The organism is Bacillus sp. FJAT-27445 (assembly GCF_001510665.1).
Classification (GTDB): Bacteria; Bacillota; Bacilli; order Bacillales; family Cytobacillaceae; genus Bacillus_D.
This window is the reverse complement of sequence record NZ_LMTI01000004.1, coordinates 559,631-582,175: the sequence shown is the minus strand read 5'-3', so window position 1 is coordinate 582,175 and position 22,545 is coordinate 559,631. Positions and strand designations below refer to the sequence as shown.

The 22,545-nt window shown below is 45.0% G+C and carries 28 protein-coding genes, 1 pseudogene and 1 riboswitch; of the genes and pseudogenes, 1 reads left to right on the top strand and 28 read right to left on the bottom strand.

All coding sequences use genetic code 11. The annotated features are described in order from the left end of the window. Window positions 1-274 precede the first annotated feature (274 nt). The gene (locus AR337_RS14550) at window positions 275-1,138 is read right to left on the bottom strand and encodes a nucleotidyltransferase-like protein (protein WP_059172730.1); all 864 of its coding nucleotides are present in this window, start codon (window positions 1,136-1,138) and stop codon (window positions 275-277) included. A gap of 161 nt (window positions 1,139-1,299) precedes the next feature. On the opposite strand from AR337_RS14550, the gene AR337_RS14545 reads away from it, so the two are divergent. Beyond that, window positions 1,300-1,647, top strand: a complete 348-nt coding sequence (locus AR337_RS14545) for a YgzB family protein (RefSeq protein ID WP_059172729.1) — start codon at window positions 1,300-1,302, stop codon at window positions 1,645-1,647. Between the two features lie 50 nt (window positions 1,648-1,697). On the opposite strand, the gene perR is transcribed toward AR337_RS14545, so the two are convergent. From perR to fliM, 27 genes and pseudogenes are all read right to left on the bottom strand, one after another. Beyond that, window positions 1,698-2,138, bottom strand: coding sequence for a peroxide-responsive transcriptional repressor PerR (perR, locus tag AR337_RS14540; protein WP_059172728.1), 441 nt, complete (start codon window positions 2,136-2,138; stop codon window positions 1,698-1,700). A gap of 104 nt (window positions 2,139-2,242) precedes the next feature. Next, window positions 2,243-2,794 (bottom strand): cob(I)yrinic acid a,c-diamide adenosyltransferase, encoded by a 552-nt coding sequence (locus AR337_RS14535; protein ID WP_059172727.1) that lies wholly within the window; start codon window positions 2,792-2,794, stop codon window positions 2,243-2,245. Between the two features lies 1 nt (window position 2,795). Further along, window positions 2,796-3,743: a D-2-hydroxyacid dehydrogenase gene (locus AR337_RS14530; protein WP_059172726.1), complete on the bottom strand. Its 948-nt coding sequence runs from the start codon at window positions 3,741-3,743 to the stop codon at window positions 2,796-2,798. 200 nt (window positions 3,744-3,943) lie between these two features. Continuing rightward, the gene (bcp, locus tag AR337_RS14525) at window positions 3,944-4,411 is read right to left on the bottom strand and encodes a thioredoxin-dependent thiol peroxidase (RefSeq protein WP_059172725.1); all 468 of its coding nucleotides are present in this window, start codon (window positions 4,409-4,411) and stop codon (window positions 3,944-3,946) included. Window positions 4,412-4,547: 136 nt separating this feature from the next. Further along, on the bottom strand, window positions 4,548-4,946 hold the full coding sequence (locus tag AR337_RS14520; RefSeq protein ID WP_253701744.1) for an ion channel: 399 nt from the start codon (window positions 4,944-4,946) through the stop codon (window positions 4,548-4,550). A 124-nt stretch (window positions 4,947-5,070) separates the two neighbouring features. Beyond that, the gene (locus AR337_RS14515) at window positions 5,071-5,778 is read right to left on the bottom strand and encodes a FliA/WhiG family RNA polymerase sigma factor (RefSeq protein ID WP_059172724.1); all 708 of its coding nucleotides are present in this window, start codon (window positions 5,776-5,778) and stop codon (window positions 5,071-5,073) included. A 64-nt stretch (window positions 5,779-5,842) separates the two neighbouring features. After that, window positions 5,843-6,712, bottom strand: a complete 870-nt coding sequence (locus AR337_RS14510) for a MinD/ParA family protein (protein WP_059172723.1) — start codon at window positions 6,710-6,712, stop codon at window positions 5,843-5,845. Next, complete coding sequence (flhF, locus tag AR337_RS14505; protein ID WP_059172722.1) at window positions 6,672-7,856, bottom strand: flagellar biosynthesis protein FlhF; 1,185 nt, start codon at window positions 7,854-7,856, stop codon at window positions 6,672-6,674. Before flhF ends, AR337_RS14510 begins: the two co-directional genes overlap by 41 nt. Further along, entirely contained in the window at window positions 7,853-9,883 is a 2,031-nt protein-coding gene (gene flhA, locus AR337_RS14500; protein WP_059172721.1) for a flagellar biosynthesis protein FlhA, read from the bottom strand. The genes flhF and flhA overlap by 4 nt, the downstream gene beginning before the upstream one ends. Window positions 9,884-9,894: 11 nt before the next feature. Next, window positions 9,895-10,977 (bottom strand): flagellar biosynthesis protein FlhB, encoded by a 1,083-nt coding sequence (gene flhB / locus AR337_RS14495; protein WP_059172720.1) that lies wholly within the window; start codon window positions 10,975-10,977, stop codon window positions 9,895-9,897. A gap of 12 nt (window positions 10,978-10,989) precedes the next feature. Beyond that, entirely contained in the window at window positions 10,990-11,757 is a 768-nt protein-coding gene (gene fliR / locus AR337_RS14490; protein WP_059172719.1) for a flagellar biosynthetic protein FliR, read from the bottom strand. 10 nt (window positions 11,758-11,767) lie between these two features. Next, window positions 11,768-12,037: a flagellar biosynthesis protein FliQ gene (fliQ, locus tag AR337_RS14485; protein WP_059172718.1), complete on the bottom strand. Its 270-nt coding sequence runs from the start codon at window positions 12,035-12,037 to the stop codon at window positions 11,768-11,770. An 11-nt stretch (window positions 12,038-12,048) separates the two neighbouring features. Further along, entirely contained in the window at window positions 12,049-12,810 is a 762-nt protein-coding gene (fliP, locus tag AR337_RS14480; protein WP_059172717.1) for a flagellar type III secretion system pore protein FliP, read from the bottom strand. Beyond that, window positions 12,807-13,382: a flagellar biosynthetic protein FliO gene (locus AR337_RS14475; RefSeq protein WP_172797548.1), complete on the bottom strand. Its 576-nt coding sequence runs from the start codon at window positions 13,380-13,382 to the stop codon at window positions 12,807-12,809. Before AR337_RS14475 ends, fliP begins: the two co-directional genes overlap by 4 nt. Before the next feature lie 14 nt (window positions 13,383-13,396). Further along, window positions 13,397-13,744 (bottom strand): flagellar motor switch protein FliN, encoded by a 348-nt coding sequence (gene fliN / locus AR337_RS14470; RefSeq protein WP_059172715.1) that lies wholly within the window; start codon window positions 13,742-13,744, stop codon window positions 13,397-13,399. A gap of 66 nt (window positions 13,745-13,810) precedes the next feature. Then, window positions 13,811-14,257: a flagellar export protein FliJ gene (gene fliJ, locus AR337_RS14465; RefSeq protein WP_059172714.1), complete on the bottom strand. Its 447-nt coding sequence runs from the start codon at window positions 14,255-14,257 to the stop codon at window positions 13,811-13,813. Then, window positions 14,254-15,579: a flagellar protein export ATPase FliI gene (fliI, locus tag AR337_RS14460; protein WP_082686993.1), complete on the bottom strand. Its 1,326-nt coding sequence runs from the start codon at window positions 15,577-15,579 to the stop codon at window positions 14,254-14,256. The genes fliJ and fliI overlap by 4 nt, the downstream gene beginning before the upstream one ends. Continuing rightward, window positions 15,572-16,318: a FliH/SctL family protein gene (locus AR337_RS14455; RefSeq protein WP_059172713.1), complete on the bottom strand. Its 747-nt coding sequence runs from the start codon at window positions 16,316-16,318 to the stop codon at window positions 15,572-15,574. The genes fliI and AR337_RS14455 overlap by 8 nt, the downstream gene beginning before the upstream one ends. Then, window positions 16,308-17,309: a flagellar motor switch protein FliG gene (gene fliG / locus AR337_RS14450; protein ID WP_059172712.1), complete on the bottom strand. Its 1,002-nt coding sequence runs from the start codon at window positions 17,307-17,309 to the stop codon at window positions 16,308-16,310. The genes AR337_RS14455 and fliG overlap by 11 nt, the downstream gene beginning before the upstream one ends. Window positions 17,310-17,320: 11 nt before the next feature. Further along, window positions 17,321-18,904 carry a flagellar basal-body MS-ring/collar protein FliF gene (gene fliF, locus AR337_RS14445; protein WP_059172711.1) on the bottom strand — a complete coding sequence of 528 codons (1,584 nt, stop codon included), beginning with the start codon at window positions 18,902-18,904 and terminating at the stop codon, window positions 17,321-17,323. A gap of 31 nt (window positions 18,905-18,935) precedes the next feature. Continuing rightward, entirely contained in the window at window positions 18,936-19,229 is a 294-nt protein-coding gene (fliE, locus tag AR337_RS14440) for a flagellar hook-basal body complex protein FliE (protein WP_059172710.1), read from the bottom strand. Window positions 19,230-19,244: 15 nt separating this feature from the next. After that, the gene (gene flgC, locus AR337_RS14435; RefSeq protein ID WP_059172709.1) at window positions 19,245-19,679 is read right to left on the bottom strand and encodes a flagellar basal body rod protein FlgC; all 435 of its coding nucleotides are present in this window, start codon (window positions 19,677-19,679) and stop codon (window positions 19,245-19,247) included. Window positions 19,680-19,686: 7 nt separating this feature from the next. Beyond that, the gene (gene flgB / locus AR337_RS14430) at window positions 19,687-20,073 is read right to left on the bottom strand and encodes a flagellar basal body rod protein FlgB (protein WP_059172708.1); all 387 of its coding nucleotides are present in this window, start codon (window positions 20,071-20,073) and stop codon (window positions 19,687-19,689) included. 38 nt (window positions 20,074-20,111) lie between these two features. Next, on the bottom strand, window positions 20,112-20,486 hold the full coding sequence (gene fliS, locus AR337_RS14425) for a flagellar export chaperone FliS (protein WP_059172707.1): 375 nt from the start codon (window positions 20,484-20,486) through the stop codon (window positions 20,112-20,114). A gap of 11 nt (window positions 20,487-20,497) precedes the next feature. Continuing rightward, window positions 20,498-20,857 carry a flagellar protein FliT gene (locus AR337_RS14420; protein ID WP_059172706.1) on the bottom strand — a complete coding sequence of 120 codons (360 nt, stop codon included), beginning with the start codon at window positions 20,855-20,857 and terminating at the stop codon, window positions 20,498-20,500. Window positions 20,858-20,876: 19 nt separating this feature from the next. Further along, window positions 20,877-21,116: pseudogene (gene fliN, locus AR337_RS14415) on the bottom strand (flagellar motor switch protein FliN); the annotation flags it as partial. Between the two features lie 94 nt (window positions 21,117-21,210). Next, window positions 21,211-22,182, bottom strand: a complete 972-nt coding sequence (gene fliM / locus AR337_RS14410; RefSeq protein WP_059172704.1) for a flagellar motor switch protein FliM — start codon at window positions 22,180-22,182, stop codon at window positions 21,211-21,213. 123 nt (window positions 22,183-22,305) lie between these two features. Further along, window positions 22,306-22,393, bottom strand: a riboswitch (cyclic di-GMP riboswitch). Window positions 22,394-22,545 lie beyond the last annotated feature (152 nt).

Genomic DNA, 22,545 nt, shown 5'->3' with positions numbered 1-22,545 from the left:
GTGATCCGAAGATCACTATAATATTGTTTGTTGACGCTTGTTTGTTTAGTTTTCAAAGAACAATAATGATTTTCCTGATTTGAAAAATCGACCTCGCCGCAATGAAGCGACCTTTATAATGTACCATAGTCGTTCATGCTGTGTCAATAACTTTTTTAATCCGCCGCTTACGAAGTTTTTCAAGTTCGTATCGCAGCGACGGATATTAATATAACAAGTTTCCTCCAAAAGGTCAATAGCTTTTTACTTTTTTAAAATAATATTTATTCCTTCTTTAAAGCAAACTGTAATGTCTATGGTACAACCCTTCACTTTTCGTTTCAACAGGTACAGTCTCTATCATATGCTTTTCTGCCAGATACTCCAGCAGGACGCTTAAGTCCACTGAGTAATGAACAAGTTCCTCATCTTTCATTATTTCCCCGATTGTCCAGGTATCTTTCTTTTTTAATACATTAAGAAGATGGCCGGCGCCGACACGCGTTCTTGAATGGATAAGAAATTCACTGGCGAGGAACAAAAGCTCGAGCCGCTTCTCAAGGGCTTCCTCACTTGTAATAAGCTCCTCATAAAGCTTGAAAAGTTCCGGATCAATCTGTTTCACCTGGCTCCATACAGTCAATTCAGGATGGAATCCATTTTCGATTACCGCAAGCCTTGCTAAATGGTGAAGAGAATGGACTACATGATTATAGGCATCAAGGTATTGTCCATTTTCGAAAAACGCCTTACCATCCAAATAGCGGCGGATTAGTTTGGCGAATTCAATTCCCATTTTTATTTTTCGTCCGTAAAAAGGAAAATCCCTGAACTCAGTAAGCAAATTATTTATGTATTCATTCCGATCGAAAACAATTTTTGCTGTATACAGCCATTCAAAAATTTTTCTGTTTGTTCCTAACAGCATCCACTCCCTTAGCCTGGCCTCTGTGATTGTATGCAGAGCAGCCTTTTGTTCGCCATAGGAATAATGTTTTATTGTAAGAGGTTGATCAGCCTCATTAACAATTACAAGCAGGATCGCATCAAAAAAATCGGTTGCAGGGCTGTACTTTACTTTCTTTTCAACCAATAAAATGCCTAGGGTATTCGATTGGCTGGCCCTTTCCTGGTATATTGGGCGAAGGATATCTTTCATGGTCTTTCCTCCAAATCATTGATAAATATAGTTTCGACAATTATTTCTTTTTTTCCTTCCTCAAATAATAACCAATTTTTATTTGTTTGACGAAAATCCCGCACAACCAAGTTTCCCCGGTTGCACAGGTATGATATAGTAAGAAATCGGGAGGGAATTGCATGGGGAAGTATTCGAGTAAAATTAATAAAATTCGCACTTTTGCGCTTAGCCTAATATTTATCGGATTCATCATCATGTATGGTGGTATCTTTTTCAGGACTTCACCGATTGTTATGACAATTTTTATGCTGGTCGGTTTTTTATTCATTATCGCCAGTACAGTGGTTTATTTCTGGATTGGGATGCTTTCGACGAAAACAGTCCAGGTTGTATGCCCGAATTGCGAAAGGCAAACCAAGATGCTTGGCAGGGTTGATATGTGCATGTATTGCCGCGAACCGCTTACTCTTGACCCGAACCTTGAAGGAAAAGAATTTGATGAATCTTATAATAGAAAGAATTCATGACAAAAAAACGCCTGGATGAATTTCATCCGGGCGTTTTTGTGTCTATGAAATTAATGTGTTTCCTTTGAAGCGCATTCCGGGCATTCACCGTAAATTTCCATCCTATGATGAGCAACTTTAAATCCTGTCACATGAGATGCAAGCTGCTCGACCTCATCCAGTCCTGGATAAAGGAAGTCAACAATCTTGTTGCATTTTTCGCATATTATATGATAATGTTCTGACGTCTTGAAATCAAACCTGCTAGAAGCATCTCCATAGGTAAGCTCCTTGACAAGGCCAACTTCCTTAAAAACACGGAGGTTATTATAGACTGTCGCAACGCTCATGTTCGGAAATTTGCCTTCAAGTGCTTTATAAATGTCATCTGCAGTCGGGTGCGACATGGATTGAATTAAATATTCAAGTATTGCATGACGCTGGGGGGTCATTCTTACACCTGTTTCCTTTAATACATCCAACGCTTCCTTTAATTGTTGTGGCACCGACATGCACCTCTCTTCTATACAAAAATTCTTATATTGTAATTGTTATAATTAGTTTATATGCAAGTAGGTGCATTTGTCAATATGCCAGCTCTAGAACACTTTTAAACTTAAGGCTGATGAAGGGTTTTCTCTTCTGCCCCAAGCTTCAGGTTTACAAACCGCGCTGTTACGAAGAGCAAGTCGGATAATCTGTTTAAATATGCAAGCACCAGAGGATTAACGGAATCACCGAGAGTCACCGCAGCACGTTCTGCCCTCCTTGCCACCGTCCTGGCAACATGGAAAGCGGCCCCTGCTGAATGACCGCCCGGAAGGATAAAATTTGTTAGCTGCGGCAGCTTGGAATCCCATTCATCAATTCGCTTTTCCATTTCCTCAATATCTTTTCCCGAAAGCGACCATTTTACTTCTTTTCCTTCGGGAGTCGCCAACTCCGCCCCAACATGGAAAAGCTGTGTCTGGATTTTATGATAGACAGTTTCGATCTCTTCCTTGCCGGCAAAAAATTCATTTTGCAAAAGCGAGAGGGCAAGGCCAATGGCAGAGTTCGTTTCATCGCAAGATCCGTACGCTTCCACCCGGGCATCATTCTTTTGGACCCGGCTGCCGTAAATAAGTGAGGTCGTTCCTTTATCCCCGGATTTCGTATAGATTTTCACCTTAATACCCCCTCGATAAATTGATTTCATTTATATAGCTTCCATCATTATTCCTATATGCCTGGAGGTTATGTTTAAAAATCTCTAGTGACCTAGGCAAGTAGCGTTCGGTTATGCTTGATATATGAGGAGTAACAGTCACATTGTCCATTTTCCAGAAAGGATGCCCTTTAGGCAGCGGCTCGGTTTGAAAGACATCTAGGTAGGCATGCGCGATGACCTGTTCCTCCATTACCTTCAGGAGGGTCTCTTCCTTTACGAGGTCCCCTCTGCCAATGTTAATGAAGACAGCGGAGTCTTTCATCATCCGAAAATGTTCTTCTGCCAGCAAATATCGGGTTTCATCCGTACTTGGCAAAACCGAAACGACGAAATCAGCTTCAGGCAAATAGGATCCAATATTGGCAAATGTATCGGTTTGGTCAGCATCCTTATGTGGGCGGCCGCTTCGGTTAATGCCGGTTACACTCATCCGGAATGCCTTTGCAAGCCGCGCAGTTTCGCCGCCGATTGCACCAATTCCAAGGACAAGAATGTTTTTGCCGGCAAGCTCGCCCACCTTTACTTTCCGGTCCCATTCCTCGTGTACTTCATTCTTTTCAATTAGCGGGAATTGCTTTACATGTTTGAGCATTGTGCCAATTGTAAATTCAGCCATGGGGATTTTATGGATTCCCCTTGCGTTTGTAACAAGAATCTCCCGTTTCGCACAGGCTTCGAATGGCATCCTCTCCATTCCCGCAGACATGATCATAATCCATTTAAGCTTTTCGGCTTTTTGAATATGGCCATCGTTTAAATCTTCCCCGTATGTAACGATGATTTCCGCATCTGGTAAAATCTCTCCCGCCGTCCCGATTCTGCTGAAATGGAGTTGAAACCCCGGATACTCTTCCCGCAGCTCGTCCTGGACCTTTTCAGGCGGGACGAAGGTAAATAATATCTTCATTATTAGAACACCCCTATTTTTTTCTCCATCATACCATCCTAAATTGATTTCTTGAAATATTCGAAACCTTTTTTAAAACAAAAAAGAGGGCCGGATTTCCGGCCCTTAAGTTATTTAATCTGAGGAGGTATGCCCTACTATAACGTATTCCCTAATGAACGAAATGCATGGACAGTAGCCTTTTCCTGTAAAAATAGGCCTTAGGCATTTTCCCGGACAAATTCCAGGGCTTCTTCCACATGGCCTTTAACCTTGACGCCCCGCCACTCCTTTGCAATCCGGCCTTCTTTGTCAATCACAAACGTACTTCTCTCAATACCCATATATTCCTTGCCAAAATTCTTCTTAAGCTTCCATACTCCGTAGGCTTCGGCCACACTGTGGTCCGTATCTGCGAGCAGCAGGAAGGGCAAATCGTATTTGTCGATGAACTTCTTGTGGCTTTCGACTGGATCCGGGCTGATTCCGATGACAACAGCATTCACGTCCTCGAAGCTATTATGCATATCCCGGAAATCGCATGCCTGCGTCGTACATCCCGGAGTCATGTCCTTTGGGTAAAAATAAAGGACAATATTTTTTCCTTTAAAATCCGAAAGCTTTACCTGCTTGCCATCCATTGAAGGAAGGCTGAACTCTGGCGCAGCAGTTCCTGTCTGAACAGTCATCACATTCACTCCATTCTAGATTTGATTCTGCCTTTAGACTAACCAAATGGGAGCGATTGTACAACTTTTCCGATTCTGACTGATGATTTTGGCCGAATGAAAAGAAATAATAAAATTACATAGACTCACAAAGTGGTTACTCCCTGTCCATCACTGCCCTCGCCACAAATGCAGCCGGTATTGTATAGCCGACAAGGGCTTCCAGAATTGCGACAAACCTGCCAAAACCAAGGGGAACCACATCTCCATGCCCCACTGAAAAGAGAGTCATCGCGCTAAAATAAACCGCCGTCCCTGCCCTTTTCAAAAAGGTCTCCCCTCCGCCTGTTCCTATTTCCGCAAGTATCGGTACCGAATATAGTCCAAATAGAAGATACACCATCCCGAAACCAACAAGCACAGTAAAATAAACCATCCCGAGATAAAGGAAGTTTTCAAGCGACAATAGGCTTCCTCTCATCCTGTTGGGAACAAACAGGGTCCGCAGGCTCATAAACAGGCATATCCCCGTGCCAATTAACAGCGCATAATACAATTGGTCCACCACCCCGAATTTCTAAAGCCATTAAATCATATGCTAACTTGTCCGAATTTAGAGCACCAATGGAAAAAGCCTGTTCCCGGCTGCCGGAAACAGGCTCTATTACAATTTATTCTCCTTACCATTCAAAGCCAAGCTGCTCCATCTGTTTACGGAGGCGTTTGATAGCCTGTTGATGAAGCTGGGATGCCCTGGATTTATGTACACCCAATATGACACTTACATCCGTCAGGTTCAGGTTTTCATAATAGACGAGCGCAAGGGTGAGCTTTTCCCTTTCAGGAAGTGAATCGATCATCTCGGCAAGAATCTTTTTACGCTCCTTTGTCTCAATCCATTCTTCCTGGCTTAGCATTGACTGGTCTTCAACCTGTCTCGTTGTCCCGGATTCCTCCTGGTTAGAGGGCTCATCCAGAGAGTCCTGGTTAATGAAGGAAAGCTGCATTTGGGTTTGTTCATACTCCTTCAGGCTGATGCCTAGAAACCCGCTAACCTCGGCAGTCGTGGGACGGCGAAGATATACCTGTTCAAGTTCCTCGACAGCTTTGCGGATTTTCTTTTCCTTTGAACGCAAGGTACGGGAAATATGGTCGGTCTGCCGCAGCCCATCAAGGATTTCACCCCTGATTCTTTGGACAGCATAGGTTTCGAACTTTACTCCCTGCTCAGGATTATATTTCAAGCCTGCATCCCAAAGCCCTGTCATCCCAAATGAAAACAGTTCGCTTTCATCGGCCTTGTCGGATAATTTCCTCTTCATTTGGGATACAACCATATGAACCAATGGAATATATTGATCTAATTCCTTTTCCGCATTCCAAGCCAATATACGCTTCCCCCTTTCCATTGACCCCTTTGCTTACACTTTAGCAACGTTTTTTCCACCCTCATCATTGCAGGAATTTTGAGAGGCTTCGAATAAATCCTTTTATTCCGCCACTTTCCTGCTGGACAGGCATTCCTGTAACAAACCGTTCGGCCAGCTTTTTAAGCATGGCGGATGCAGGGGAGCGGGGGTATTCGAGATAAAAAGGTACTTGTTTTAAAACCGATTTGGTCACATTCGGGTCGTCCGGCATGGCACCAAAAATTTTAAGTTCCTTATTTAAAAACGATTGTACAGCCATTTTGAATTTTCCGGCTGCTTCCATTCCCTCCTTCTGATGGGAGATCCGGTTTATCAGCAAGTGGAATGATAACGATTTTTTCTGGCTGTGCAAAATTTTTACAACTGAATAAGCATCTGCCATTGAAGTTGGTTCTGGAGTCGTAAGGAGGATAATATCATCCGCGGCCAGATGGCAGCGCTGTGCTTCGAGGGTCAGTCCCGCCCCCGTATCAATTAGGATAATATCCGTATAACCATGGAGTTTTCCAAGCTCTTCGAAAAAGTAATCCCGGTCTTCCCCTGTCAGCTGGAACAGGCTATTGAAGCCAGAACCGCCTGCAAGGTATTCCAAGCCGAGCGGGCCTTTCTCCAAGACGGACCATATGCTTTTTCGCTCCCTGATCATATCCATCAAATTAGCCTTCGGCGCAGCTCCCATTAAAATATCCAAATTCGCCATCCCGATATCCAAATCGATGATGACAACCTTTTGCCCCTGCTCCATTAAACACAGGGCGAAATTTAAGGTGAAATTTGATTTTCCGACGCCGCCTTTTCCGCTTGCTATCGTCACGACCCGTGAATGTTTCTGTTCGCCTAGTGCGAGGGTATTAGACAATCGCCTTAAATGATAAGCCTGATCCTGCTGCATTTTTTTCATCGACTCCCAACAGTTTTTTTGCCATGAATTCAGCGTCGGCGGGCATTATGTCCTGCGGAACTTCCTGCCCCGTACATATATAGGCTAGAGGGTACGGATAATGGTATGCCATATTGAGGGCTGCTCCATAGCAGGTTGTTTCATCCCATTTTGTTAATATCAGCTTGTCGATGGGAACGGCTTTCATTTGCTCAACGATTTTTTTCATATCTCTCCATCTAGTTGCCATGCTTAATACCAAATAATTCTCCTGGCGGGTATCATAACGCAAAAACTGGCTTACTTCATTGATATATTGTCTTTCCAGGTAATTCCTTCCGGCGGTGTCCATGAACACAACATGGCGGCCTTTCATCACTTTCATTGCTGTTTCCAGCTCATCTTCCTTCATGACCACTTCGAGTGGGATATTCAGGATATCCGCATAGGTCAGCAGCTGTTCTACCGCTGCGATTCTGAAGGTATCCGAAGTTAGAAGGCCAACCCTTTGTTTTTTCTGGAACGCCCTTACTGCGGCAAGTTTGGCAATCGTCGTCGTTTTTCCCACTCCGGTCGGTCCGACGAGCGTGATAAGTGATGGCGGCCCTCCAGGAGTGTTTTTTTCAGTTTCGGTTGCAATCCCGTCCCTGAAAAGCTCGGTGACGATGCCCAAAAGTTGTCTTCCGAGTTCCTCTTCACCAACCCTTCTTCCCGGTTGGTCCAGCTTTTTTGCAATGTACTGGATAACTTCCTGGTCGACTTCCTGGTCTTCAAGATGAGTCACCCATTTATCCAATGGCCCAGGCACTTTTTTCTCTTCGACGCCGCTTTTCAACATGGAATGGATCAAGCCTTTTACCTCGGAAATCTCTTTAAGCACTTCCGTTTCAGGAGGATTTTCCAGCTTCGCATTCTCTGTCCGGAGTGGTTGCATCCTCAGCGGTTGTTCCGGCTCTTGTATGGTCTCGGCAGGAGCGCTTTCTTTCAAAATGTCTGCGGCTGCGACCACTTCAACACGCCTCCTGCCAAAGAATCCGAACAATCCACCGATCTTGATTTCTTTGGAATTCAAGATAAAGGCACTTGTACCAAGGTCTTTGAAAATCAACGGGTAGGCCTCTTGTACATTATCGACGATGTATGTTTTTATTTTCATACCTTCACCACTCCAACACTTTTCACTTCGACAGTCGGTTCTAATTCATTGTAAGAAAGGATAGGAATATCATGGAAAGCCCGTTCAAGAAGCTGCCGGACATACATCCTGATACCGGACGATGATAATATGACCGGACGGATGCCCATTTCCGCCATTTGTTGAATCGATTCTGTAAAAGTACCGATTAATTGGTTTGCCGATTCGGGGTCAATCGCCAGGATATCGCCTTGTTCTGTACGCTGAATAGATTCTGCCAATTTCTTCTCGATTGCCGCTCCTACCTGAATCGCATGGATGACACCATTTTGCACATGCTGGTAGGTCAATTGGCGAGACAGTGACTGGCGGATATATTCTGTTAAGATATCGGTATTTTTCGTATAGGATGCATACTCCGCGAGCGACTCGAAAATGACGGAGAGGCTTCTGATTGATACATTTTCCTTCAGGAGTTTCTGGAGAACCTTTTGAACATCCCCAATGCTTAGGACATTCGGAATAAGTTCCTCGATTAAAGAAGGATGCGTTTCCCTAACATGATTGATCAGCTGGCTTGTTTCTTCCCTGCCCAAAATTTCATGGGCGTATTTTTTAATCGTTTCAGATAAGTGGGTGCTAATGACGGATGATGGGTCAATGACTGTATAACCGAACAATTCAGCCTCTTCCTTCTGATCTTCTGTAATCCACAAGGCGGGAAGGCCAAATGTCGGCTCGATTGTCTCAATCCCTTCAATTCCATGATCCTCGTCAGCTGGATTCAGCATGAGGAAATGGTCGAGAAGGATTTCACCGTTTGCGACCTGGTTGCCTTTGATTTTAATTACATATTCATTGTGCTGAAGTTGGATGTTATCCCGAATCCGGATGACTGGAACAACCAACCCAAGCTCCATCGCAATCTGTCTGCGGATGGCCACCACCCGGTCGAGCAAATCGCCGCCCTGGTTGGTATCGGCCAGCATGATCAGCCCTATCCCAAATTCAAATTCTATTGGATCCTCGCGAAGAAGATTAAAGACATTTTCAGGTTTCCGAACTTCTTCAAGTTCCTGTTCGACTTGATGGTCTTCAAGTGCCGACTCCCCGATTGACTGCCGTTTCTGGATTTGATACCCGGCGAATGCAAGCAGCCCGGCAATTCCCCATGTTAGGAATAACCCAATTGGAGTAAACAATCCAAGGAGGGCGATTACCCCCGCAACGATATACAGAAGATAAGGGTAGGAAAACATTTGCTTTGTCAGGTCATCGCCAAGGTTTCCCTCCGAGGAAGCCCTCGTTACCATGATTCCCATCGCAGTCGAAATCAGCAGGGCCGGAATCTGGCTGACCAGCCCATCCCCTACAGACAGGAGCGTGAACGTACTAGCCGCTTCCGATAAACTCATACCGTGGGTTGTCATTCCGATTCCAAACCCGGCAGTAATATTAATGATTAGAATGATGATACCGGCAATGGCATCCCCTTTAACAAACTTGCTCGCACCATCCATAGAGCCGTAAAAGTCCGCTTCTTGTTCAATCTTTTTGCGGCGCGCCCTTGCCTCCTGGTCATTTATCACCCCTGTGTTCAAATCGGCATCAATGCTCATTTGCTTCCCAGGCATTGCATCAAGGGTGAAGCGGGCGGCAACCTCCGCGACACGCTCCGACCCTTTTGTAATAACGATAAATTGAATAATGACAAGGATAAGGAAGACTATGAATCCGACGACGGGCTTTCCGCCGATGACGAAGTTTCCAAATGCTTCGATAACTTTTCCTGCATCAGCTTTGTCGAGAATCGACCTCGTGCTTGAAACATTCAAGGCAAGACGGAATAAAGTGGTCAGCAATAGAATGGATGGAAAAATTGAAAATTCCAGTGCTTCCTTCGTGTTCATCGTGATCAAGAGAATCATGATGGCCATCGAAAGATTCAATATGAGTAAAATATCAAGCATAAATGTCGGTATCGGGATAACCATCATTACAACAATCAGTATGACAGCCACCAGGACACTCAGGTTTTTCATCGTCATTCCGTCACCCTCTACTTGCTTAAAGTTCCTTTAACCCGGTATACGTAGGCCAGTACTTCGGCTACTGCCTTAAACAGCTCTTCCGGTATTTCTTCGCCTATCTCAACTCCGGCATACAGCGACCTTGCCAGCGGCTTGTTTTCCATAATAATGACGCGATGTTCTTTTGCTATTTCCCTAATTTTGAGAGCCAGGAAGTCCGTACCTTTGGCAACAACTACCGGAACGGACATTTTCCCTGCTTCATAGGCAATCGCAACAGCATAGTGCGTCGGGTTGGTCACGACAACCGTAGCTTTCGGAACATCTTGCATCATCCTTGCGCTTGCCACCTGCCGCTGTTTTTCCTTGATTTTCTGTTTGATTAACGGGTCGCCCTCTGTTTTTTTGTGTTCATCCTTAATATCCTGCTTGGACATTTTTAAGTTCTTAGCATGTTCGTACCTTTGATAAAAAAGGTCGGCAACCGCCAGAATGAGGTACACGGCTGAAACAATCATCCCCATTTTCACCGTCAATGCAGTTAGCGTCGAAACGATTAAGAATGGGTCCATTTGCGGAAGCTTGAGCACTATTTCCTTTTGGTTCCAGAGATACAAGCCTGCTACGGTTGTTATCAAAATTACCTTGAGAATTGATTTTAAAAGCTCGACAAGGCTTCTGATCGAAAAGATGCGCTTCGCTCCTGCAATGGGATCGATTTTTTTCAGGTCAAACTTAATGGATTCTCCCGTTATCAAAAACCCAACCTGTGACAAGGTAGAAACAATTGCCGCGAGCCATGCGATAAAAATTACCGGAGCTGCGATTAAAACAGCATCAATCAGGATGTTTTTAAACAGCAGTACGGTCGACTCTTCCGTTAAATCCCATAGAAGGCCATCCGATAGGCCACTCGTAAAAATCCTCAGTATCCTCGGTCCGGCCAGCTTCCCATAAAAGGATAGGAATGAGAAGGATCCGAGCAAAATCAAGGCGTTGGATAAATCCGTACTTTTGGCAACCTGGCCTTTTTTCCTGGCATCCTGTTTTTTTCGCGGGGTGGCCTTTTCCGTCTTTTCAGCAAAACACTGCAAATCGAGCCTTAGGAGCATGATGACCTTCCTTTACGTCCCCAGGATCTTCAATATGCTTTCAATTGAATGGGTCATTGTGCGAATCAGCTTCCCCATTACAAAGAAGAAAACGGGCATTGTAATAAATAACATAATATAGTGGACAATGAGTTTTACTGGTATGCCGACGACGAACAGATTCATTTGCGGCACCATTTTGGATAGCAACCCAAGGGCGATATCGACCATGAAAATCGTCCCCATTATCGGGGAAGCGATTAGGACTGCGATCCAGAACATGTTTTTCGTAATTGAAACAGAAAGCTGCGCTATACTTCCGGCTGTTCCTGCCGGGAGCCATAATTCGACCGGTATCCATTGGAAGCTTGCCACCGCGCCTTTGAGAAGGATATGGTGGCCATCCACCGCAAGAAAGAACAGGATTGCAATGGCATAATAGAATCGGCCGGTAATATGCTCCTGAACCCCTGACTGTGGATTAAAGAGTGTGGACATCGCCAGCCCACTCTGAAGGTCGACAAAGGTTCCTGCCAGCTGGACGGCATAGAAGAGAATAGTAGTTAATAATCCTAGGGTTATCCCGACTACCGTTTCTTTCAATATCAGCAATAGATAGATAGAATCCATTTCTGGAATATGGACCGGCTCTACCGTGCCCGCAACCATGACGGTAACAAAAAATGCAATGCCTATTTTAAATTGGGGAGGAACTTGCCGATGTCCCCAAACTGGCGCCGCCAGGAAAAAACCGGCCAGCCGAACAAATATCAGGAGCCAATAGGTAAGTAGAGTAAGCATATGCGTCACTCTATCCTATGTAACTTGTCAGGTTGGACAGGATATTCCTTGTAAAATCGACCAAATGGGTAAGCATCCAAGGCCCGAAGAAGAGGAGGCTTACAAAAACCGCTACAATTTTCGGGGTAAAGGCAAGTGTCTGCTCCTGGATTTGGGTGACCGCCTGAAAAATACTGACGGATAACCCAATAACAAGAGCCACCCCCAAAACGGGTGCCAAAATCATTAAGGTTAGATAAATCGAGCTTTGCGCAAGCCCCATGATGCTGTCAGGTGTCATAACAATTCTCCTTAACTAAAGCTCACAAACAAAGATTTGACGACTAGATGCCACCCATCGACAAGGATAAAGAGGAGGATTTTAAATGGCAGCGAGATCAGTGATGGCGGAACCATCATCATCCCCATCGCCATCAAAACACTGGCAACAATCATATCAATTATGATAAAAGGAATAAAAATTAAAAAACCCATCTGGAATGCAGTTTTTAATTCACTTATCGCAAAAGCCGGAACTAGTGCGGTAAGAGGGATATCATCGATGCTGTCGATTGTTCCTGTATCCCGGTATTCCAGGAAAAGCTTGAGGTCACTTTCCCGGGTTTGCTTTGCCATGAAAACCTTTATTGGTCCGCTCGCCTTTTCAAATGCTTCCTCCTGGGCCATTTTCCCATCAAGAAACGGCTGAAAGGCTTCCTTGTTGATTTCCTGGAATGTCGGGCCCATGATGAAAAAGGTTAGTATCATACTTAGCCCCATGATTACCTGGGAAGGAGGCATCGTCTGTGTCCCGATTGCCGTCCTCACAAAGGATAGGACGATCGCAATCCTTGTAAAGGAAGTCATCAGCAAAAGGATACTCGGCGCCACGGATAGAACAGTCAGCATGAGCAGGAGCTTGATAGACGTCGCTGTGTCTTCCAACGCCCCTGTCCCCCCTATCTCCAAATTAATTCCGGGGATGGGCGTCTGGGCAAAAGCGGTATTTTGTATCAGGAAAAACAGGCACGGGACAAGAATGGCTGTTTTTTTAACAAGTTCTTTTCTTTTCATTGCTTGCCGTTCTCCTCGCCTGATTTTGGCTTCCCATCCTTTAGCTGTTTTAGAAGGAGTTCATTCCATTTTTCCTGGGAAGTCTTTTTCAGCTTCGCTCCCCAATCCGCAATCGGGTCGCCTTGCTTTTCAGCGACCATTTCAAGAAGTCTCGTTTGTTCTTCACCTGGAGGAACCATCCTAAGAAGATTGATAGATTCGCCTACTCCTAGAATGTAAAGTGTGTCCCCCACCATCAATAGCTGGACCGACCGGTTGTTCCCCAGTGAATGTCCGCCGATTCCATGAAAGAGGCCTCCCCGGTTATACGGATTTGTCTTTTTTGAGAGATACCTTAATACCAAATAAAGAAGAGCTATTATTAATAGGAAGGAACCGATAAATTTCAGCGCATAAGGCAGAACTGACGTTTGTACCGGTTCATTTATTTCAACAGTTTCATTATTTTCATTTTCGGATTTTTGTTCGAGCTTTTCATATATGCTTTTTTCCTTAGCTGCCGCTTCGTTTAGCGGTACGAGGATAAATAGCAGGGCCGCGGCCAATATTACTATTGCATTTCTCCAACTCACAAGTCCTGTTCCTCTCACCTGATCTTTTTCTCTTTATCCCGTTCTGAAATCACTTCGGTGATCCTGACGGCAAATTTTTCATCCATGACGACAACTTCACCAGTGGCAATCCGCTGGTTATTCACAAGTACATCTACATATTCTCCGGCCAGCTTGTTCAGGCCAATTACAGAGCCTTTTTTCAGCTCGAGGATTTCCCTAACCGTTTTTGTTGCCCGCCCAAGTTCGAATCCAAGCTGTAGTGAAACATCAGTAAGCATGTTAATCTCGTTATGTCCCGCTGCGGTTGGAGGCTGTTCTGTTATCGGCGAAAATTGGACCGATTGAACAGAACCATAGTGGCTTGTCTTCTTATCCTTCATGTTATCTGCCCCTTTCAGCCCTGAAATTTGGCCGTAAACTCATTTCCCACGGCCCCCGGCTTCATTTTATAATGTAGCTCTTTGATGGTAGTGCCGGATTGCGGCTATTTCATCAAGCGTGTCTTGCTCCAGTTTTTTCTGCTGTTCGACATAGGCATCAAATGACTTCTCCCGCAAACGATGCCATGTTTTTTCTTCCTTTTGCTTTAAAAGGAGCTCTTCTTCCTTTTCGGCAATTTCCTGTTCAATTGCTTTAAGTTCTTCCTCTACCCGTGAGATTTTTCCGGCCAGAAAATCAAGGTATTCATTTTGCTGCAAAATGGCGGATATATAGGTGCCTTCCTCCATCTGCTCCCACTGGAGGATGCAATCCTGCCTTTTTTGAATAAGGGAATCCAATTCCTTCTGAATTCCTTCCTTTTTTATCATCAACAACCCCATCTCAGAGTAGGAAAGGTCTTTTTCCCTTCCTTTCAATGAGAGGATGTGCTCATATGGGAATTGAAACGTCATAGGCTATTCTCCCCGAATTGAAATAGTAGCTGGCTTACAGTCACATCGATGGTGGATGTCTCAAGTGTACCCTGTTTAATAAAATCGTCGATCCAGCCTTTCACATCCATTGCTTTATCAATATCGTGGTCCGTCCCTCGTTTGTAGGCTCCGATCTGGATCAAGTCTTCGGCCTTCCGGTAAACACTCATATGTTTTTTTAATGTTTCAGCAGCAAGCAAATGTTGAGGGTCGACAATGTCCTTCATGACACGGCTGATGCTGGCTAAGATATCAATCGCCGGGTATATCCCTTTTTGCGCTATCTTCCTGTCAAGAACAATGTGCCCGTCCAAAATCCCCCGCACCGTATCCGCTATCGGCTCATTCATATCGTCACCATCAACCAAAACGGTATAAAATGCAGTTATACTGCCATTCGAGTTGGTTCCGGCCCGCTCAAGGAGACGGGGCAGCATCGCAAAAACGGAAGGTGTATATCCTTTTGTTGTTGGCGGCTCGCCAATCGCTAGGCCGATTTCCCGCTGGGCCATCGCAAAACGTGTGACAGAGTCAAGCATTAGATTCACATTCATTCCCTGATCACGGAAAAATTCGGCAATCGCTGTAGCGATCATGGCACCCTTAATCCTGATTAGTGCTGGCTGGTCGGATGTAGCCACAATGACAACAGACTTTTTCAATCCTTCCTCTCCAAGGTCCCGTTCGATAAAATCGAGTACTTCCCTTCCTCTTTCACCGATAAGGCCGATTACATTCACGTCAGCTTCGGTGTTCCTGGCAATCATGCCGAGCAGTGTGCTCTTTCCGACTCCGCTTCCTGCAAAGACGCCGACCCTCTGCCCTTTTCCAACGGTCATCAGGCCATCAATCGAGCGGATGCCAACACTTAGCGGCTCGGTAATCCGCGGCCTGGACAATGGGTTGGGCGGGAGGTTGTCTGCTTTCGCTTCAAGCAGTCCGGAAGGGAGGGCGCTTCCATCCATTGGGTTGCCGAGGCCGTCCAGCACTTTCCCCAAAAGATCCATTCCAACCTTGGCAGTCAAAGGCTTCCCTGTCGATACGACATCGCACCCTGGCGAGACCGAATGAAGGACATCGAGGGGCATTAGCAAAACCTTGTGGTCCCTGAATCCGACCACTTCCGCTTTTATCGGCTTTTGCTGCTGCGGAGAGAAAATATGGCAGATGTCGCCCAATTTCACATCCGGGCCCTGCGATTCGACCGTAAGCCCGATGACCTGGGTGACTTTGCCGTTCATTTTGATTGGGTTTACCGTTTCAAGCACATCACGGTAGGCTTTAATATCCCATTTACTCACCGGACCTGACCTCCTGCTGGTAAGAAAGGAGCGCTTTTTTAATTTCGCTCAGCTGCATATCAAGGCGGGCGTCAATGCTTCCAGAAGATGTCCTAATGACGCAGCCTCCCTGCTCAATAGAGTAGTCGGGAAATATTTTGACTTCCAGCTGCCCATTGTCTACAGCCAACAACTGTTTTCTCTGTTTTTGGACGAAAGAAAAATCCTCCGGGGCAACCCCAATTGAAACGGAGTCCGTCTCATAAACCTCAGACAATGTTTGCCTGATTAAGCCAACAAGGGCATCCGGATTGGTTTTCAATTCCTGCTGCAGCACCTTTTTGGCAATATCGACAGCCAGCTCAAGAACGAACGGCTCCGCTTCCTGAATTAACTTTTCTTTCTCATCATAGGCCTGCTCCAAAACTCCAGCGGCCTTTTGCAGCTTGGACACATATTGCCCCATCGCGTCCTTTTTTCCATCCTCAATGCCAAGCTGGTAGCCTTCCTGATAACCGCGCCTTTTTTCCTTTTCGAGTTGGATGATAAACTCTTCCTGCTCTCTCTTTCTCCACTCCTCCAATTCAATCCTGGCAGCTTCCCTTTGGTTTTCAAGTTCAAGCTCGATATCGACGAAGCTAATCTCTGGCTGCCGATACTCTTCTTGTTCCAACGGTTCGCGTACTGGATCGGGAGCGCCGACAACAACCTGGCCATTTCCGGTTTTAACATTGAAGGATTTCACAAGTCTAGAAGACAAGGTCTTTTGCCCCATTTCGAGAAATGATAATTGTACCTTCCTCTTCCAGCTTCCTAACTACAGACACAATTCGGCCTTGAGCATCCTCCACGTCCTTAAGGCGAACCGGCTCTGTGGAAGACATTTCTTCCTGAAGGCTTTCCTCACGGCGTTTGGAAATATTCCGGAAAATCGCATCCTTGACTCCCTGTGAAGCTGTGCGGAGTGCAAGCGGGAGATCCTGGTTCTGGACATCCATGAGCACACGCTGAATGGAACGGTTATCAAGGTAGGCAATATCGTCAAATACAAACATTCTTTGCTTGATTTCATTTGCAAGCTCCGGTTCTTCCTCCTGGAGCGTGTCGAGGATATTCTTTTCCGTTCCCCGGTCGACACTGCTGAGAATACTGACAATGGAATCAATGCCGTTTTGCGCATCATGCTTTTGCGAGCTGGTCATTGTCAGCTTCTCCTCCAAAACCTTTTCCACTTGCTGGACAATATTCGGTGAGGCTGTATCCATCATCGCAATTCGCATTGCGATTTCTATTTGGCGCTCAGGCGGGAAGGCTGATAGCGTTGCAGCTGCCTTCTCCGGGTCGAGATAGGATAAAACAAGAGCAATCGTCTGTGCATTTTCGTATTGAAGCAAGTTGAAAATCTGCAATTGTTCAACATTTTGAATAAATTTGAACGGTTTGTCATCGGCGCTTCCATCCATACGTTTCAGGAAGCCAGCTGCCTTATCGGGACCAAAAGTCCGTTTGAGCAGGTCGGTCGCAATATCGATTCCTCCATAGGAAACGAGGTTTGCATCAACGGCAAGCTGATGGAATTCCTTTATAATTTCATCCTTTACATTGGAAGTAACCCTGCGCAAGCTTGTGATTTCCTTTGTAATCGCCTCGATTTCTTTCTCATCGAGATTTTTCATAATGCCGGCTGAGACATCCGGTCCTACAGAAAGCAGTAAGATGGCTGCCTTCTGGGTGTTTGTATACTTTTCCATCTTATCGCCCCTTAATCACCGGATAGCCAATTCCTTAGCAGGCCAACAAATTCTTCAGGCTGCTCCTTGGCCATATCCTCAATTTGCCTTTTAATAACAACTTTTTCATCCTCAACCGTTGCTGCAGCTTCAAGCCGGGCAACTTGAATTTCAGAAAATGGATCATTTTCTTCATATTCAGGTTTATCCCTTCTCCTAACGAGGTATATAACCAGGAGGACCGCTAAAATAACCGCGCCGATAAGCGCATAGATTGCCCATGTTGGGAACGGGCTTCCTGTTTGTTCAGCTTTTGGCAACTCCGCTTTACCACTAAATTCCCTTGCAAAAACAGTGATTCTGGAATCAATATCCTCATCCTGAAGGGAAGGGTTATCGCTTAATGCCGTCCTGACAACATTTCCGAGAATTTGCTGGATGCTTCTCTGCGTGACAAGCGTCAGTGAGTCTGGATTCTGAGGGTCTGGCGGTTCGACGCCAACATTTATCGTAATATCTTCAATCTTATAAGGGCTTTGGACAATCTCATTGGAAATCCTGTTTACTTCATAGTTAACACGCTTTTCCAATTCCTCGGAGCTATTTTCCTGGCCGTCGCCTGGAGAAGCATAACCTGGAATATCTGTCTCGCCCGTTCCAGTCGTTGCCGGCATGGCGTCTTTTCCGTTATATTTCTTCGATATTTCTTCGACGCTAATTGCAATGCCTTCCTTGGATGCATCATTCGCAGGCTGGACAAGAGTTTCATTGGTCTTTACCTGATCAAAATTCAAGCGTACATAAGTCTGGATAAGCACTTTATTTTGGCCGATAATCGTGCCAAGCATTTGCTGAAGGCTCGATTGGATGTCGCTTTCGATATCCTTCTGAATTTTTCTCTGCATTTCATAATTGTCGAGAACCTTGGTCGACTCGTCCTGAACATTCAGGCCCCGTCCATCCTGGTCCGTCATCACAATATTTTCTTTCGGCAGATTGGGGACACTTTTTGAAACCAGGTGGTAAAGCACCTGGACTTGTTGCTGCTCCAATTGGTAGCCCGGTTCCATTTCAACCACTACCGAAGCGGATGCGGCTTTTTTGTCCTCCTTGATGAAAAGGCTTTCCTGTGGTGTGGAAATGACAACCGCGGCATTTTTAACACCTTCGACATGCCTAAGCAAATCGGCGACTTCGCTCTGAAGCGCCTCGCGTTCCATCGCATCAAGCTGGCGATCCGTCGCTCCGAACTGAAGGTCCTTTGTCATGTCAAAAAAGCTGATTGACCCTGTTTTCGGAAGCCCTTTTGCCGCCATTGAAACTTGCAGGTCCGGTGCGTTTTCACGAGGGACCATGATCCGTGTCCCGGTGCTGTCAAGTTTGTAGTTGGAAAAACCCTCCTTATCAAGCACAGCCTTGATATCGCCAATTTCCTTCTGGCTCATTTCATTGCTGTATAAGGGTACATAATCCGTCCTCGTTAGAAAGTAAATGGTTAAGGACAGGACTGCGAAAATTCCAATAAAGGATCCGATAAATAAATACTTTTGTTTTTTGCCGGTTGAATTCCAATATCCCTGATATTTTTGTTTGAATTGCAGTAATTGTTGATTCATGGCCGCTCCACTATGCTACGTATTTCCATAATTAGATTTGCATTCTCATTATTTCCTGATATGCTTCCACAGCCCGGTCGCGCACCTGGGTTGTCAAAGCTACCGCGATATTCGCCTTTTGGGCCGCAATCGTTACATCATGAAGGTTCACAGCCTCACCCCTTGCAAGAGCGGCGGTTTTTCCTTCAAAATTCTTGACTGCCATATTGGCATCCTGGATATATTGGTTCAGCATCGTCCCGAATGAGGCTTCATTTGCGGCACCTTGCTGTTTGTTGGTTGTCAGGAAATTGGGATTATACGGTTGGATGCTGGAAATATTCATTCTTCAAAATCCTCCTTATCGGCCTATCTCAAGTGCTTTGACAAGCATTGCTTTGCCCGCATTGAACGCTGTTACATTCGCCTCGTATGCCCGTGAAGCGGACATCAAGTCCACCATTTCCTTTGTGATGTCTACATTCGGCATGAAAACATACCCTTGTTCATTGCTGTCAGGGTTGGTTGGATCGTAAACAGCCTTAAATGGGGTCTGGTCTTGGACAATCCTTGTTGCACGGACGCCGGTAAGCTCTTTCTGCAAATAGTTGGCGAAGGAAGGGGCATTCCCTTGGGCAACCTCGACCATTTTTCTGCGGTAGGGCACCCACTCACCGTTGACGAACTCTCCCCTTGTTGTATTTGCGTTCGCAATATTGGAGGAAATTACATCGAGCCTTAAACGCTGTGTAGTCAGTGCCGAGCCGCTAATTGATAAAGATTGGAAAATAGACATTTATACACTAGCTCCTTCCCCGGATTGCTGTTTTTATGAGATTGAACTCTTCATTAATGCCGTACGTCAGTGATTGATACCAGATGGTGTTCTGGCTGAGCTGGGACATCTCATAATCGATATCCACTCCGTTGCCGCTATTCTGGAAAACTATGTTTTCCTGTTTCAGCTTTGCAGATGGGATGCCTCCCTGTGCGCCGATTGTAAAGTGCCTCTCATCCGTCCGGCGCCCCGTAAACGTGCTGTTTACTTCTTTTTGAAGAATTTCTTCAAACGCAACCTTTGTCGTCCGATAATTGGGAGTGTCTACGTTGGCAATGTTATTGGATATCGATTTTTGCCTAAGAGCTGAAGCATTTAGCGCGCTGGATAACAGACTAATATTTGTCAACACATTCACCTGCCTGTTTATTGATTTGCATTAAAACAAGATTACATGGATTTTGACTGCTTTATAGCCTGTGCCCAAGTAGTCCTAAGCTCCTGGAACATCTCTTCTATTTCACTTAAAATCTCGGAATCCTTGGCAACGTTTGCTTCAACGAGCCTGTTTTTCATATATTCATATAAAGGGAGAAGTGTTTTTGAAATTTCATAGTCCATGTTCAAGGTCACCATTAGTTCAGTTACGATATCCTGGACTCTTGTAATCAATGAATGGGCTTTTGGGATATCTTTTTTATCAATCGCCACCCTTGCCTGCTGGAGGAATTTTATCCCGCCGTTATAAAGCATGAGTGTCAGTTCCTCTGGCCTTGCGGTTGTTACCTGGTTTCGTTGGTAAATTTCATTTGGCTTAAGCACCATATAGCCTCCAATCAACTTTTTTTATCGTAAAAATAGCCTTCAGTTACGTTGACCCAATCATCATATTGCCTTGTTACATATTGTTCCTGCCTGACATCCCGGATACTTCTTGACATTTTGCTCAAGGTTTCCTTGAACCGGCCATTCAAGACTTTTTCCTTTTCAGCCAATTCCATCAGTAGTTCCTTGATCCGGATATCGATGAATGGTCCGCCCGATGCTTGATCCAGACGGTCGATGGCTGAAATGCAAGCATCCCTTTCTTCAAGCAGTGCAGGTACTTCATCGTTCCTTCCATTTTTTAAAGACTCAAGGAGCTTTTCCGAAATACTACCGAACTTTTTCAGCTGTACAAATTTTTCTTCGAGCACTAAACTCACCTGCCGTAGTTTATTTTACAGGGGACCGCATGATTTCCTTGATCCGTACCCCGAAGTGCTCATCAATTACGACTACCTCGCCAATTGCAATTAGTTTATTATTTACATAAACATCCACTGGCTCACCAGCCATCTTCTCCAGCTCTACGATTGAACCGCTTGTCAGTTCAAGCACTTCACTTATTTTTTTCTTCGTTCGTCCCAATTCAACTACTACTTCGAGCGGAATATCGAGTAAAAGATCCATATTCATGCTATCCTCCGAACTTCGGCCGATAACATCCGTTTCAAGCTCGCTGAACTGGAAGGCTTCACCTACTGTGTCTCCAAGAAGCGCATCTATTTCATCCTGAGTAAGTTTCCCATTTTCCACTATGGCCCGTTCCTCCTTCTACCACCTTTTCAATTTTCGCAGCCACCCGGGATTTCCTTATTCCAGGATGCGCCAGGAACTTCGTTTCTTCATTTACTTTTACATGGAGCGGGTCGTCAACTAGCTGGCTTAGTTGTATAACGTCATTTTCCGCCAATCCGAGAAGCTCTTCCATCGTAATTGTTGCCCGGCCCAATTCTACAACCAGCGGAACGGCCAAGTGCTCAATCCGGTCTTGCAAATACTCGCTCTCCTCCTTGTTTTTGACCCATTTGTTATGCCCATACCAGTTATGGGAGGAGAGTTTTGGGATGAACGGCTCCAGTAAAATGTAGGGAATACAAAGCCTCATGTACTCAATCGTGTTACCGATAGATATTTGAAAAGTGACCACAATGACCGTTTCTGTTGGAATCGCCAGCTGCAAAAACTGCGGGTTTGTTTCGAGGTTTAATAATCTGAGTTGCAGGGTAATAATATCATTCCATGCTTTTTGGAGGGTTTTGACGACCCCCTCGAGCAAATGTTTCAAAACATTGGTTTCAATTGGGGTCAAGGCAGCCCGTTCCCACTCTTTTTTTCCCCCTTTTCCACCTAATAGACGGTCAATCATTCCGTATGCCATTCCCGGATTCATATCGAGAACCATGCGGATTTCCTGTTCCTTTGCTTCAAAAACGCTCAATACCGTTGATACCGGAAGTTCGTTAATAAATTCTTCATAAAGCATTTGCTCCACAGAGCTTACCTCCACCTGTACAATGGAACGAAGCTCAGCAGAAATATAGGAAGCAAGCTGATAGGCAAAATTCTCATGAATCCTTGTTAAAACCCTTACCTGTTCCATTGAGAGGCGCAATGCTTTTTTGAAGTCATAGACTTTAATGGCAGCAGTTCCATCTATCTTTGAAACGGCTTGATTCTGGGAATATTTCAGTTCCATTCAACCACTCCTTCCTTCAACCTTTTCGGAAAACAATTTAAATTCCCTTAATTCTAATAATAAAAAGGGCAAGGCTATCCCGAAGAATAGCCTCGCCCTTCAATTTTTCAGGACTAACCTAATTTCGGCAACTGGCTGGCTTACTGGTATTCCCAATTTAGCCCCTTTAGTTTTGCGTCCCTGAATTTCCCCAGGTTTGCCATTTTCGAATTTTTAATGAACTTTTTGGAAATTTTCACAAATGTAATTTAACTGCAATATAACACCTGGAAAAAAATTTTTCAATGGGATTTTTAAAAATACGGTCATAAAAACTCGAAACCAATCGAAATATATACATATTTGAGGGATTTTTTTCCAATT

Bases quoted from the DNA above. Each gene is read 5' to 3' on its own strand.
- AR337_RS14550 (WP_059172730.1), bottom strand. From the start codon at position 1,138: ATGAAAGATATCCTTCGCCCAATATACCAGGAAAGGGCCAGCCAATCG.
- AR337_RS14545 (WP_059172729.1), top strand. From the start codon at position 1,300: ATGGGGAAGTATTCGAGTAAAATTAATAAAATTCGCACTTTTGCGCTT.
- perR (WP_059172728.1), bottom strand. From the start codon at position 2,138: ATGTCGGTGCCACAACAATTAAAGGAAGCGTTGGATGTATTAAAGGAA.
- AR337_RS14530 (WP_059172726.1), bottom strand. From the start codon at position 3,743: ATGAAGATATTATTTACCTTCGTCCCGCCTGAAAAGGTCCAGGACGAG.
- bcp (WP_059172725.1), bottom strand. From the start codon at position 4,411: ATGACTGTTCAGACAGGAACTGCTGCGCCAGAGTTCAGCCTTCCTTCA.
- AR337_RS14510 (WP_059172723.1), bottom strand. From the start codon at position 6,712: ATGCAGCAGGATCAGGCTTATCATTTAAGGCGATTGTCTAATACCCTC.
- flhF (WP_059172722.1), bottom strand. From the start codon at position 7,856: ATGAAAATAAAAACATACATCGTCGATAATGTACAAGAGGCCTACCCG.
- flhA (WP_059172721.1), bottom strand. From the start codon at position 9,883: ATGACGATGAAAAACCTGAGTGTCCTGGTGGCTGTCATACTGATTGTT.
- flhB (WP_059172720.1), bottom strand. From the start codon at position 10,977: ATGCTCCTAAGGCTCGATTTGCAGTGTTTTGCTGAAAAGACGGAAAAG.
- fliR (WP_059172719.1), bottom strand. From the start codon at position 11,757: ATGCTTACTCTACTTACCTATTGGCTCCTGATATTTGTTCGGCTGGCC.
- fliQ (WP_059172718.1), bottom strand. From the start codon at position 12,037: ATGACACCTGACAGCATCATGGGGCTTGCGCAAAGCTCGATTTATCTA.
- fliP (WP_059172717.1), bottom strand. From the start codon at position 12,810: ATGAAAAGAAAAGAACTTGTTAAAAAAACAGCCATTCTTGTCCCGTGC.
- fliN (WP_059172715.1), bottom strand. From the start codon at position 13,744: ATGAAGGATAAGAAGACAAGCCACTATGGTTCTGTTCAATCGGTCCAA.
- fliJ (WP_059172714.1), bottom strand. From the start codon at position 14,257: ATGACGTTTCAATTCCCATATGAGCACATCCTCTCATTGAAAGGAAGG.
- fliG (WP_059172712.1), bottom strand. From the start codon at position 17,309: ATGGAAAAGTATACAAACACCCAGAAGGCAGCCATCTTACTGCTTTCT.
- fliF (WP_059172711.1), bottom strand. From the start codon at position 18,904: ATGAATCAACAATTACTGCAATTCAAACAAAAATATCAGGGATATTGG.
- fliE (WP_059172710.1), bottom strand. From the start codon at position 19,229: ATGAATATTTCCAGCATCCAACCGTATAATCCCAATTTCCTGACAACC.
- flgC (WP_059172709.1), bottom strand. From the start codon at position 19,679: ATGTCTATTTTCCAATCTTTATCAATTAGCGGCTCGGCACTGACTACA.
- fliS (WP_059172707.1), bottom strand. From the start codon at position 20,486: ATGGTGCTTAAGCCAAATGAAATTTACCAACGAAACCAGGTAACAACC.
- fliM (WP_059172704.1), bottom strand. From the start codon at position 22,182: ATGGAACTGAAATATTCCCAGAATCAAGCCGTTTCAAAGATAGATGGA.